The following is a 13574-nucleotide window of genomic DNA, read 5'->3' on the forward strand; positions in this document are numbered from 1 at the left end:
CTTGCATGCAACAATCATCATCAACTGGTTTTAATGTAGCAAATCATCGTCATGCTGTCACTATGTCCAGCCGTGAGATTGCTGAGCTTACTGGTAAGCAGCATCAACACATCAAGCGTGACATTGAAAATATGCTTACCGACCTAAATGAAGATGCGTCCAACTTTGGACGCATCTATTTTGACAGTATGAACCGCCAGCAGACCGAGTACCTTCTAGATCGTCGTCACGTAGAGTGTTTGCTTACCGGTTATAGTGCAGTTTTGCGCATGAAGGTAATTGACTGCCTGTATGAGCGTGAGGCGGGGATCGCTCAGAAGCCAGTAGCACTTTCTCAAAATGAGATCATCGCTGCTATTGCGATGGCAAATGTGCAACAAGACAAGCGCATTCACGCTCTTGAACAACAGGTCGGTGATATGGCTCAGGGGGCAATTCCTGCTGGATATCAGGGATATTCATTTCTTTCTGACCAGACTGGCCTCAGCACCAAGAAATGCCGCCAGCTGGTAGTCGCGTTTGATGTTGAGCACAAAACTGTACCACACGTTGCACCTACAGGTGCAGTGACCCGCATGACCGTAGTTAATGAGTCAGCTTTCATGGATAACTTCTACCAGATGATGGCCGGAACTGAGAGACGTGGTAGTTATCATCATCACGTAATGATGGGGCGATTTATTCTAGCTGGTGATCGCAACGCTAAAGTTTCTTTCTAAATAAATTAATCTCTAACCATAACCCGCTACGTTACTGGGGATTCCTCAGCGCTACGGCGGGTTTTTTTATGAGGCCCGCATGACCACTTACTACACCAGAAACCCGCTGGGGTCTTCTGCTGCGAAAGATTTGTATGACAACGCGCAGAATCTGGATCACCGCGAAAATGATTTAAGCAACGAGACGTGGCCGGACCGCTTGGGGGTTCCCCGATTAACGTGGTTTGGTATTGAAAAACAGAACCAGCGCGCCATCGCCAACTATGGCTACGTCACGATGGACAGCTTTCAAGCTGGCGCAACGCTTACCCTGCCAAATCAGGTGTTACGTGACACATCCACGGGGGAATATTACCGCTGGGCTGGTACATTTCCGAAGGTTGTTGCCGCTGGTTCAACCCCTTCGACTGCTGGAGGGGTGGGCACTGATGCTTGGTTGTCGGTTGGTGATGCAGTATTGCGTGCAAATCTTGCTTCGAGTGCTGATGGGCTGGGTGATTTCCTACTGGCAGTAAAGCAACCATTTACTGGTTCGGTTCTCAGGACTCAGCATGATAAAAATGCTGAGTCACTGAGTGTTCAGGATTTTGGCGCTATCGGCGACGGGGTTGCAGATGACAGCGCAGCTATTATGTTGGCTGATGCGGTATGTGGGGCGCTGGGATTAATCCTTGATGGCCGTGGTGGGACATATGCGATAGGTGCGTTAACAACGTTAGTTTGTGGCAACCTAGTGAACTTTAACTTCGTTCCAAAGGGTGGGTATACAGGAAATGGTATTACATTCACTGCTCCCGCAAGTACCGGTAAAATTCATCTCAGAAAAATAACTGCTAAAGGATTCACCGGGTACGGAGCTAAAGTACTTTTAGGCACCTACACAGGGACGCCTGATTTAACTCTTGATTCGTGCGAGTTCAGCAATAACGGAAGTTTAACCCGTACAACCTGTATTAATGCAGTAAATACTGCAAGTGATTATGTAATAGCTGTCGACAGTGTTAGCGGATTCGCTGTAAATGATTATGTCTGGATTGGTGACTCTCGCTGCCAGATTCTGTCAATATCAGGAACGGCAGTAACTCTTGTTAATGACGGTACCAAGCCCACCCTTTCTGGAGGTGGTACAGGAACAAGTTCATATCCTGCGGGGCAGTATTTTACCAAAGATGGAGACGGCAAAAATGGGTTAACTGTTGGGGCGGCGGGGGCATCATGGAATATTAAAACACAGGGCGTGAACAGATTTAACAGCAATGGATGGTTTGGCTTGTTCAGTTACACTGTTTCAGCATCTGGTAGGCTTGGTCTTCGGGATGCAGAGGCCAGTGGCAATGGATACTGTGGTTTTGGCATGGGTTATGTTGCGGAAGGTGAGATTTCTAACTGCCGTGCATTCAGTAATGGCAATAATGGCATCGATGTATTTCAGTGCGATGGCCGGTTGAGCATATTTGGTAACAGGGCAAGCGCCAACGGGGTCGATGGGATATTTGCAGGGTGCGTTTCAACCGCTCCAAGCATCCGCGATAATTACGTGCCAAACAACCTACGCATCGGGATATTGGTCAATGGAAGAACAACAGCGCCCGCTGGACTGGAATTGAGCAACAACATCGCCACTGGTAATACACTGTATGGCCTGTGTCTTACCGGTGTCCTTAGTGCTGATGTGGGTGGCAATACCGTTGGTGGCAGCACAAACGCCATCAAGGTTGAGGGTAAAAATGGGCTTGCTAACCCAGCATTTACGGCGATTCATGACAACTTTTTCTCTGCATCATCAACAGTGGATATCTTTGCCAATATCGGTGGATATAGTGATGGGGGAAATAATGGTGCTATAGTTCTTTACGAGAATAATTTTTATGCCAGAACTCCTGTAAACTCAATATCGAACTTTGACAGAGCGCAGAGTCATTTCACTCCGGAAGGCTATATCAATTACACCGCATCATACAGCGCTACAGCAGGAAGCAACATTTCAGTATCTCTTTCTTTCCTGAAAGCAACAGGATCTGGAGTTGCAGATGTAAGTGCCGGTGTTTTTGAAATGCAGATATACGCTAATAGCAACCTCTTGGCTGCATCTACGGTTGATACCGCAACACGAACTGCCGGTATCGAGCTGGCGAACGGAGCTACCACCAATGGTAAAATAATTGCCAGTTCAGCGTTCGCGGTTTGCTCATATAACTTTAACCTCAGCGCTGCCGGGACGCGGTATCTTCACGTTAAGTCAAAATATGGCAATGCACTTATAACCATGATTTGGAGCTAAAACTATGGTTACTCTATACATAAAAGGAAGCGCGGAAACTCAGGATGGAATTAGTTACGACTATGTTTCCGTGCCAGAGGAAATGGTGGATGCACTTATGGCGGCAGGATGGGTTAAAAATATTTCGGATATAGATGTTAACTGATTAATGTATACCCCCATTCGACGCTTTGGAGTGGGGGTATTACCTGTTAAGCGTGAAGATTGTCTTTTTTCTCTTGTTGCTCTAAAAGTTCTTTCACAAAGATAGATTTAACCATTCGAACAAATGGTATTCTTGATTCTACCCCTGGTGCGGAGTTATCTTTGATTACTGCCTGACTGGAAACTACACCTATCAGTTTCCCGTTTTCAACTATAGGTCCACCACTATTGCCGGGATATGTGGTTATATCACACCAATAGAATTGTAATGGCTCATGCAACATTGAAACCTTCCCCCATGAAAATACTGGCAAAGCCCAATTATCTGACGACCAATTACTCATCGCTTTGGATTGGTTGATTATCCCTAATACAGAAGTTGCAACCGGGAAGCCAACTGTAAATATCTCTGCACCTTCAGATGATGGTCCATCAGCTATAAGTTCTGATGGGATTGGGTAATATCCGTTTCTTATTAAATCGTCAGCAAACTCATTATTTCTTTTATCTAATGATATGATTGCCAGATCTAGGTCTGGGTGAGAGAAAGTATAGGGATGGGACTCAGTGGTTCCCGATCCAAGGTTCATAAGAATATTATGTGTATTCGATACAATCCCGGAATCTACCTCATCCAGCGAATACACCCTAAATATAAGTGGGAATATTATGTCAGAAAATCTTTTTTTGAGAGATTCAACATATTCCTCTCTCTGATGTTCAGGATGCTTCTCGGCATCCTTTAACGCCTTTTGTAGTCTCCTAGCATAGGTGATTTCATCAAACAGAACATGTCTAGCTGTCAGTAAATATCTTTTTCCATTATGTGATATAAATAATGCTGTACCTCTGAACCTTATGTCTCTGATTCCCCCATTACGTTCTGCATCATATGTTTTTTGGGGGATTTCTCCCTTTTCAAATCTTTCTTTCAACTCAAAGATTCTTTTTGCTCTCTCTTCCTGTTCCTCGCTATCAGTTACACACTCTAAATGAACTACGGCTTTCTTCCATTGGTCTAACATGATCACCATCCCCTATATGGTTAACTTACTCACTAAAAAATAACACCATCCCCATCATTGAATGGAATATATTACTCTTAATTTGTGATAAGGTTTATCCTGGTGAAACACAAAAGGCAACACCATCAAAGGAAGCGGGCTGAGGGTCGCGATATACCTTGAAGAAAAGAAAGGGTTGCCGATAAATGGTGTCATTAACATAGACGGGAACAAGATTTCCGAAAGCAAAAAAGGTGACATTTCCAGCAACTACTCAGGCTACAGAAGTTCTGCTGGCCCGGCTCGGGTCAAGCTCTAGGGTAACCAGTCGCCGGGCGTCCTCGATGTGTCTGGGATAAACCACATCTAACATAACGCCATGGATGGCGTTATCACATCGGTATAAAAAACGTAGTTCATGTTAACTTTCTCACGTTAGACACCAATAATAACATTTAATGTATTTATTTAAGAAAATATCATCTTAAGCTAATAAATATCAGGAGATAATCAATGAGCTTAGTTAGTAATCATCAGGCTGCGTGTAGCCATTTAAGGCTAGGTAAGGGGAAAGGGGGAGGTCTATCAGAATAGTCTCCTAAGGACTTCTGGTAGAAAAAAGCCCGCGCTCCGGATAGGTAGGCACGGGCAAGTTGTTACCTGGATAATGTTTGCGGCATGTCGGTGTGGCACGCCACAATATCAGTTTAGCCGCGGCTGTGTAGCGTGCAAAAAAAAGCCCGCATCCCACGGAATGAGAGGAGCGGGCAAAGTCCATAGCTGATGGATATAGCGATTCCGGCATGTTGAGGATATGCCGTGTAAGGATTGTAGTAACAGCTGGGCGTTATGCAAAAAAAAAGCCCGCATTAGCGGGCGAAATTCGTTACATGGGATTATCCATATAATTTATGACCCAATGTCCCTCCAAAGGTTCAACTCTCCCCGCACTAAATTTCCTTTCCTGACAATCCCTTCTCAGAAACCTCCGATGATCTACTTGATCGACTCTGTCGATTAATAATACTGTATGGACATACAGTAATCATCGGGAGTTGATCACCATGCCACCTTACAGCGACATCAAGAACGCCTTTTACCAGAGCATCAAGATGGACCAGAAAGTGCAGAAGACAGTGAACAACTGACTTCGTTGCAGAACTGGAGCGGCATCATCACCACTGGTCATTAAAGCAAGCGAATGACTGGATTGAGAATCAGATGAATTACTTTCGTGACATTACGCCGGACTTCAGCGAAAACCGGACGTTCCGCTTGTTCAATCCTAACGGACCGTACTGATATGGGCTTTCCATCCCCTGCAAGGGACTATCTGGAAAAGCGTCTCGACTGGAACGAGATAATGAACGCCCGCTATGAAGGCACAATTATGGTGGAAACTGCAGACGGCCTGGTAGTGGTGGATATCACTATCAGACCGAAGCAGGGTAACATGGGTAGTTACCCGTGCATGGGATGGTCCATGTCCATAAAAAAGCCCGTGCTACGGCTCCCGAACAACACGGGCAAATTCTTGCATAAAATCCACCTCACGGCATGTTTATAGCCATGCCGCTTTATCAGTTTATGCATCAGTAGCATTGTATGCAAAAAAATGCCTGCTGAGTGTGCAGGCTTAAAACTCCAATAGGGAAAAATCTCATCGCACCACAATTGCTGTGTGCAGTGCATCTCTATAATAGAGATATTGAAATATTTGTACACATTCATACCGATGATTAAATTTTGTCGATTTGATTAATTTTTCTTAGCTATAGTCCGAAAAGAAACCCGGGCGGTGGGATAAGCTTGCCCGGGCTAAAGGTGTATCATGAACAATGTATGTTTAATCTGAGATGCTGATTATGCGAGCGTAGCGGCAACAGCTTAACGGTTTGGATTAATCACCCGTGAAACCAATCGTCTGCTGATTCCCTGGCATCCTGAAGCACGCTTTGCACGTAAGCCTTATCACCTTCTTTATCCTGCGATCTAAAGACGGACAGGCCATCATTGCTGGCCGTTTTCACGACAACCTCAACACCCGAATAACGAGAACTCAGACGTTTTGCCAGCTCCTGTGTCAGGGCAGAAATAGAGCCTTTCGGCATCGCTGCTGCTTTGTCTTTTGCGATGGTCACTTCCACGCGCATGACCCACCTCTCAGAATTCCTCTGTCAGCCAGATATCAGCCTCTTCAAACATTTCCTCAATTGCCTCACTGATTTTAGCCTTCTGCGCTTTATTTGCATCTGTATTGATGCTGCTGTTACCCGCCATCGGCTTTACCTTCACTGCAGCGTCAGAGAAGATTCGGTTAATACGCTTTGTCAGTTCGGCCAGGATTTTCCCATTTGCGCCATCCAGACCGTCAAAGTTGCGTTTGTCATAAATCAGTTCAACGTACATTCGTCACCCCTTATTAATACTGTATAAAATTACAGTAATTTATATACTGTGATTTCATACAGTTCAATGGCCGAGGTGAAAGTCATAGGTGTGCCATTCGAAAAGCTGATGTGATCTATGAGAAAATCACTTTAAGTTTAGATAGTTAACTGAATTTGAAACTTTTTGTTTTCGAGCTACTTTTAACTTTAAGTCAAACCAATCCTTCAAATTACTACGATGAATGAAATGAGATCGGACAGGGCAGGAATGATTGGATGCGCCATAGGGGCGGCTGTAATCGAACTGACGGCAAAAGGTGTGCCGATAAACAAGAGCAATATTTTGTATGAGCTTGAGCGTATGGCTGCTTCATCTAAGCAACTGCCGACAAAAGCTGTAGCGAGGGATGCTGCGAACATTCTCAGAAAAGGTCACAATTAAAAGCTTAACCATGATAATTCATTACCCGGGTATGGGGGGATAGTACCGGCAATTTGAACTATGGGGCATATATGGGGCAAAAATTAACGCCTAAGTTCGACTAAGTTCATAATCATGCATTTCTAAGCTGCTGTCCAACCGGGATAAATCGGCGCTCCTGGACGATCTTCGTTGATTTTTAAACTAAATTATCCATACCGCTGATATGCAGCAGCACACAACCCAGCAACACCACCAGCGGCATGATCGCCAGCTTGGCGACGGTAATGCCAACCACCGCCGCATTGGGGCGCAGACGAAAGCCAGAGAGATTGGCCCCGAGCACGATCAGCGCGCAAGGCAGTGCCGCCTGAGCCAGCCAGGTCGCCAGCTTCATGCTCCAGTCAGGCAAGGTAAGATGTGCAAGATTCACCGCCGTTCCCAGCAACAATCCAATAATCATCGGGTTCGCCAGGCTTGCCAGCAGGACGCCGGGTTTAAACGGCTCGCTTCCGGCGAGGGTGCTATACAGGCTTTGAAAGCCAAACAGCAGCAGGCTGTGGACCGCGAGAACCGTGAACAGCAATACCAATCCTGCATCACCGTACATACCCGCCACCATCGCCAGACCGATCAGGGCATTATTTGAAAAGGAAGCCGTCAGGCCAAATGGCGTCGGATTCCCTATATGGCGATGGGTAATGATATTCACCACCGCAAAAATAAGCAGCGCCGGGACAAAGTACGCCGCCAGAATTTTGATATTCAGGCCATCATGCAGTGGCGCGTTGACCATCCCGGTAAACAGGACCATTGGCATAAACAGCTTAAAGGCGAGACTACCCAGCGCTTTGTTGGCATGGGCATCGAGGGCACCGCGGCGGGCCAGCATATAGCCGAGAATAATCAACAGAAAGACAGGCAGAATAATGTGTGCGACGCTCACAATCGATGGCTCCGGTAAAAACTTGCGAATCATATTATTACCGAACGCTCCCCCCGCTGTCAGCGCACTTCCCCGTAGCGGAACCCCTCCTGGCATGCTAATTGCTAACAACCTATAACCTGGTGTTAAGCGTTTAACCGCTCAGCACACGCTATTCATTCCTCAGAGGAAAACCGAATGCAGTCGCTTAATCTACGTCAGATTGAAGTCTTTCGGGCGATTATGATTACCGGTTCGATTAACGGTGCCGCGCAACTGTTGTTTGTGTCTCAACCCGCCGTCAGTCGGATGCTATCGCACACGGAAGCTCGCATTGGCTTCCGGTTGTTCGAACGGGTTAAGGGAAGGTTATATCCTTCGCCAGAGGCACGCAGCCTGTTCAATGATGTCGAATCGGTGTATCGCGATATCCAGCGCGTCAATACCACGTTGCACAACCTGGTACAGCAGCGTCAGGGTGTGCTGCGCATTGCCAGCAGCCCCAGTCTGGGGCATCAACTGGTGCCAGATGCTATTGGTGCTTTCAGGCAGTGCAACGAAAACATCCTTGTCAGCCTCGAATGTTTGCGACACCGGTTGCTGCGGGATCGGCTGCTTGATCAGCATGCGGACCTCGGTATCTCCTTGTTTCCTATCGATCATCCCAACTTGTGTGCCGTGCCCCTGAGTTATATCCGCGTGATGGTGGTGTGCCCGGCCAATCATCCACTCACCCGATTACCGGCCAAAGAGCTGCCTGCGGCGCTGGCGGAGACGCCCTTTATTGGTTACTCCTCGGATACCCCGTTCTACAGTTTTATGATGAAGGCCTTCGAACGCGTTGGTCTGCCATATCGTCCGAGTATTGATGTCGATTCCCCACATCACGCCTGTGCGCTGGTTAAAAACGGCACCGGATTCTCGGTGGTGGATGAGATCTCGTTCCGTGCCTCCGGTGCTGAACGCATGGCAGTGCTGCCGATCCTGGCGGAAGAACGCCTGACCATCAGCCTGGTGCATCTGCGTCACGAACCGCTGGCGCAGTTCGCGCAGGTATTTATCGACCATTTGCGCAAGGTGCTGGATAGCAGCGGCTTCCATCTGTTCAACATGGATTAACTTTAGGTTAAGTAAGGCCCACATTTTGGTATACGACAGAGCGCCCTGAACCTCACACAATGGCCCTACGACACTGTGTCGGTCTTGTTGAGGAAAAGTGCGTGCGTGAAATTGTAATTGGCGGAGCTCAGTTGGGAGCAATCCAAAAAAGCGACTCAAGAGAAAGTGTGGTCCGGCGCATGCTGGCATTACTGGAGCAGGCGCGACAGCAGGGGTGCGAGCTGGTGGTGTTTCCTGAGCTGGCGCTGACGACGTTTTTCCCACGCTGGTATATGGAAGACCAGCATGAAGTCGATAGCTGGTTTGAACGCGAAATGCCGAATGATGTGACGCGTCCGCTGTTCGATTTCTCCCGCGAGCAGGGTATTGCCATCACCTTTGGTTACGCCGAACTGACCCCGGAAGGGCGTCACTTTAACACCTCAATCATGACCGATCGTCAGGGCAATATTGTCGGCAAATACCGCAAGGTGCACCTGCCGGGGCATGTTGAGTACGATCCACATCGTGATTTCCAGCATCTGGAAAAACGTTATTTCGAGCCGGGCGATCTGGGCTTCCCGACCTGGGAAAACCAGGGCGCGATCATGGGTATGTGTATCTGCAACGATCGCCGCTGGCCGGAAACCTATCGCGTCATGGGGTTGCAGGGCGTGGAACTGGTCACGCTGGGCTACAACACCCCTTCCGTGAATTCCCTTGAGCGCGATGAAGGCGAAACCAAACGGCTGTTCCACTCCGAACTCTGTATGCAGGCAGGGGCTTACCAGAATGCAACATGGGTGGTTGGCGTGGCGAAGGCCGGTGTGGAGGATGGCTTCCCGTTGATGGGCGGCAGCGTCATCGTGGATCCCAACGGCTTTGTCGTGGCGCGCGCCAGCGGGCAGGGTGATGAGTTGATCTCCCACCGCTGCGACATGGATCTGTGCCAGTTCGGCAAGACCACCATCTTTGATTTCGCCCGTCATCGCCGCATCGAACATTACGGCATCATCACACGCCAGACTGGCGTGGAACGCCCCTAACCCGGAGAAATTGAGTCATGCGCACCGTCTATCTGAATGGTGAGTTTATTGCGGAAAATGAAGCGAAAATCTCGGTCTTTGATCGGGGGTTCACCTTCGCCGATGCCATCTATGAGGTGACTGCGGTATTGCAGGGCAGGCTGGTGGATTTCGAACAGCACCTCAAGCGCCTGCGACGTTCGCTGGGCGAGCTGGCGCTGTCGTTACCGGTTGATAACGATCAGTTGCTGGCGATTCATCGGGAACTGGTCACCCGCAACGATTTGCACGAAGGTCTGATTTACCTGCAGGTAAGCCGTGGCGTGGAAGACCGTAACTTCTCGTTTCCCGCAGCAGGTACGCCACCGACACTGGTGCTCTATACCCAGGCCAAAGATATCCTTGGTAGCCCACTGGCGAAACGCGGGATGAACATTGTCAGCCTGCCGGATTTGCGCTGGGGGCGTTGCGATATCAAGACCACGCAACTGTTGTACGCCTGCCTGGCGAAAGAACAGGCGCGGCTGCGCGGCGCTGACGATGCCTGGCTGGTAAAGGATGGCCTGATTACCGAAGGCACCTCCAACAATGCCTTTATCATCACTCACGCCGGTGCCGTCGTCACCCGTGAGCTTTCTCAGCTGTTGTTGCCGGGTATCACCCGCAGTGCGCTGATTGCCCTGATTAACGAACATGGCCTGCGTCTGGAAGAGCGCGGCTTCACTATCGATGAAGCCAGGGAGGCCGCAGAAGCTTTCATTACTTCATCCACCTCCTTTGTTTACCCGGTCGTCAACGTCGATGGCCAGCCGGTTGGCGCGGGTCAGCCGGGTCCCCTGACTCAGCGTTTACGCCAGCTTTATATCGAGCATGCCTTAGCAGCAGCACTCTGACGGCAGCAGGACGCTTACGTCCTGCGTTGTCCCCTTACATTGCACACACCGCATTTCCCGACACCAGGGTTTGCCTTTTACTGGAGTGTTAAGAGTGAAACTATTTCCGTCCCGTACTTTGATCGCTTGTCTGTTATCGGTTGGCCTGAGCGCCGCCATTGCCGCGCCATCGGTGATGGCGGCAGAGAAAACCCTGCATGTTGTGATGTCATCTTCCTTACGGGTACTGGATCCGATCGCCACCACGGCGCAAATCACCCGTAACCATGGCTACATGATTTACGACACCCTGATCGGCATGGACGATAAACAGACGCCGCAGCCACAAATGGCAGACTGGAAAATTTCACCCGATGGCCTGACGTACACCTTCACCCTGCGTGACGGCCTGTTATGGCATGACGGCAAACCGGTGACCGCCACCGATTGCGTTGCCTCGCTGAAACGCTGGGCGCGTTACGATGTCGGCGGGCAATTGATGATGAAGTATGTCGCTAGCCTCACCGCCACCGATGATAAAACCATCATCCTCAAGCTGGCGAAACCCTTCGGCTATGTACTGCAACTGCTGGCGAAGCCCTCGTCAGTCGCGGCATTTATGATGCCGGAGAGGGTAGCGAACACCCCGGATGGCAAGATGATCACCGATTACACCGGTTCCGGGCCGTTTAAGTTTGTCGCCAGCGAATTTGATCCGGGTAATCGCGTGGTTTATGAAAAATTCAAAGGCTACGTGCCGCGCAAAGAACCGGCCAGCGGCACGGCGGGTGGCAAAGTGGTGAAGGTGGACCGGGTCGAATGGATCAACATGCCTGACCGGATGACGGCGATTAATGCCTTAACCTCCGGTGATATCGATTTTATTGAACAACTGCCGATCGACCTGCTGCCGATGGTGCAGGCCGATCCGAATCTGAAGTACGGCACCCTGAGCAAGCTCGGTTCCATGACCGGTGGGCGTATGAACTTCCTCTATCCACCGTTTAACAATCCTGATATCCGCCGCGCGGCATTGCTGGCCATGAACCAGAAAGATGTGCTCGATGCGCTGGTGGGCAATCCGCAGTACTACAAACTTTGTGCCTCGGTGTTTGGTTGCGGTACGGCACTGGAAAGCCAGGCGGGCGGCGAATCGCTGCTGAACGGCGGCAATATCGAGGAAGCGAAAGCGCTGCTGAAGAAAGCCGGTTACGACGGCACACCCGTGGTGATCATGCAGCCAACCGATGTGCCAAGCCAGGCCTCACAACCGGTGGTGGCTGCCCAGGCGCTGCGTAAGGTGGGCTTCAAGGTCGATTTACAGCCGATGGACTGGCAGACGCTGGTGTCGCGTCGCGCCAACCCGAACCCACCGGCCCAGGGCGGCTGGAATATGTTCTTTACCTACTGGAATGCCGAAACCATCTGGAACCCGGTGGTGAACCCAATGCTGGACGGTGGCGGACGTAACGGTGCCTGGTTCGGCTGGCCGACCGATCCGCAGATGAACCAGCTCAAAGTGGATTTTGCCACCGCCACCGATGCGGCCAAACAGAAAGAAATTGCGGTCGAGATCCAGAAGCACGCGATGGACGAAGTCAGCTACATCCCGCTGGGGCAATTTTATGATGTCGCTGCGTGGAGCAACCATATCAGCCACTTAATGACCGGACCTTCCACCGTGTTCTGGAACGTCGAGAAAGACGATTAATTGCTGACTTAAACACAACCTTCGGAGGCTCCTGTGGCTGGTTATTTTATTCGCCGCGTACTGGCGGCAATCCCGGTGATGCTGGTGGTCGCGCTGTTTGTTTTTCTGTTGTTGCGCCTGTCGCCGGGCGATCCGGCGGCAATTATTGCCGGTGATATGGCGACACCTCAGCAGCTGGCGGCGATTCGCGCCAATCTGGGTCTGGACCAGCCGTTATATCAGCAATTTTTCGTCTGGATCGGACAGCTGTTGCATGGCGACTTCAGCACCTCACTGATGGCACATACCCCGGTACTGACCATGATTGGTCAGCGACTGGAGCCGACACTGAGTCTGGCGCTGGTGGCGATTATCCTCACCATCCTGATTTCCGTGCCGCTCGGCGTGCTGGCGGCGTGGAAACACGGCAGCTGGATCGACAACCTGGTGATGTCGGCATCGGTGCTGGGCTTCTCGATTCCGGTGTTTGTGATTGGTTACCTGCTGGCAACCCTATTCGCCATTGAACTGAGATGGTTGCCGGTACAGGGATTTACCAGCATCACCAAAGGAGTGTGGCCGTTTGCCGAGCGCATCATTTTACCGGCTCTGACGTTGTCATCGGTATATATCGCGCTGGTGGCACGCATGACTCGCGCCAGCGTGCTGGAGGTGCTGGGTGAAGACTATATCCGTACCGCCCGCGCTAAAGGGTTAGCGGAAATCCATGTGCTGTTTCGTCACGCGCTGCGTAATTCGATGATCCCGATCCTGACGGTGATCGGCACCGGCTTTGCGCTGATGATCTCCGGCGTGGTGGTCACCGAAAGCGTGTTTAACATCCCCGGTCTGGGCCGGTTGATTGTTGATGCGGTGCTGGCGCGCGATTACCCGGTGATTCAGGGCATGATTCTGCTGACCAGTGGGGTCTACGTCATCATCAATCTGTTGATTGACCTGTCGTATGCGCTGAGCGATCCGCGTATTCGTTACTGAGGGTAAGGC

General features: G+C 50.1%; 11 protein-coding genes. 7 read left to right on the plus strand and 4 right to left on the minus strand.

Annotated features, from left to right (window positions below; all coding sequences use genetic code 11):
* Positions 1-5: 5 nt before the first annotated feature.
* Together AC6I8X_RS23710 and AC6I8X_RS23715 are read left to right on the plus strand one after the other, a co-directional pair.
* Positions 6-719, plus strand: a complete 714-nt coding sequence (locus tag AC6I8X_RS23710; protein WP_497841617.1) for a Rha family transcriptional regulator — start codon at positions 6-8, stop codon at positions 717-719.
* A 79-nt stretch (positions 720-798) separates the two neighbouring features.
* Positions 799-3000, plus strand: a complete 2202-nt coding sequence (locus AC6I8X_RS23715) for a tail fiber/spike domain-containing protein (protein WP_497841618.1) — start codon at positions 799-801, stop codon at positions 2998-3000.
* Between the two features lie 191 nt (positions 3001-3191).
* On the opposite strand, the gene AC6I8X_RS23720 is transcribed toward AC6I8X_RS23715, so the two are convergent.
* The 4 genes from AC6I8X_RS23720 to AC6I8X_RS23735 form a co-directional block, all read right to left on the minus strand.
* Positions 3192-4169, minus strand: coding sequence for a S1 family peptidase (locus AC6I8X_RS23720; RefSeq protein ID WP_497841619.1), 978 nt, complete (start codon positions 4167-4169; stop codon positions 3192-3194).
* Positions 4170-6052: 1883 nt separating this feature from the next.
* Entirely contained in the window at positions 6053-6301 is a 249-nt protein-coding gene (locus AC6I8X_RS23725) for a DinI-like family protein (protein WP_497841620.1), read from the minus strand.
* Positions 6302-6311: 10 nt separating this feature from the next.
* Entirely contained in the window at positions 6312-6557 is a 246-nt protein-coding gene (locus AC6I8X_RS23730; protein WP_497841621.1) for a DinI-like family protein, read from the minus strand.
* A 601-nt stretch (positions 6558-7158) separates the two neighbouring features.
* Positions 7159-7905 carry an AEC family transporter gene (locus AC6I8X_RS23735; RefSeq protein ID WP_497841622.1) on the minus strand — a complete coding sequence of 249 codons (747 nt, stop codon included), beginning with the start codon at positions 7903-7905 and terminating at the stop codon, positions 7159-7161.
* 177 nt (positions 7906-8082) lie between these two features.
* Here AC6I8X_RS23735 and AC6I8X_RS23740 point away from each other — a divergent pair, with 177 nt between their 5' ends.
* From AC6I8X_RS23740 to AC6I8X_RS23760, 5 genes are all read left to right on the plus strand, one after another.
* A complete protein-coding gene (locus AC6I8X_RS23740) occupies positions 8083-9003 on the plus strand; it encodes a LysR family transcriptional regulator (RefSeq protein WP_313689244.1) in 921 nt (306 codons plus the stop codon).
* Positions 9004-9104: 101 nt separating this feature from the next.
* On the plus strand, positions 9105-10028 hold the full coding sequence (locus AC6I8X_RS23745; protein WP_497841623.1) for an N-carbamoyl-D-amino-acid hydrolase: 924 nt from the start codon (positions 9105-9107) through the stop codon (positions 10026-10028).
* A 17-nt stretch (positions 10029-10045) separates the two neighbouring features.
* On the plus strand, positions 10046-10900 hold the full coding sequence (locus AC6I8X_RS23750; RefSeq protein ID WP_497841624.1) for a D-amino-acid transaminase: 855 nt from the start codon (positions 10046-10048) through the stop codon (positions 10898-10900).
* A gap of 94 nt (positions 10901-10994) precedes the next feature.
* Positions 10995-12590, plus strand: a complete 1596-nt coding sequence (locus AC6I8X_RS23755; RefSeq protein WP_313688310.1) for an ABC transporter substrate-binding protein — start codon at positions 10995-10997, stop codon at positions 12588-12590.
* A 33-nt stretch (positions 12591-12623) separates the two neighbouring features.
* Positions 12624-13565 (plus strand): ABC transporter permease, encoded by a 942-nt coding sequence (locus AC6I8X_RS23760; protein WP_310618283.1) that lies wholly within the window; start codon positions 12624-12626, stop codon positions 13563-13565.
* Positions 13566-13574: the final 9 nt, after the last annotated feature.

Source organism: Pantoea sp. X-Soil-TKNS-1280, assembly GCF_059730475.1.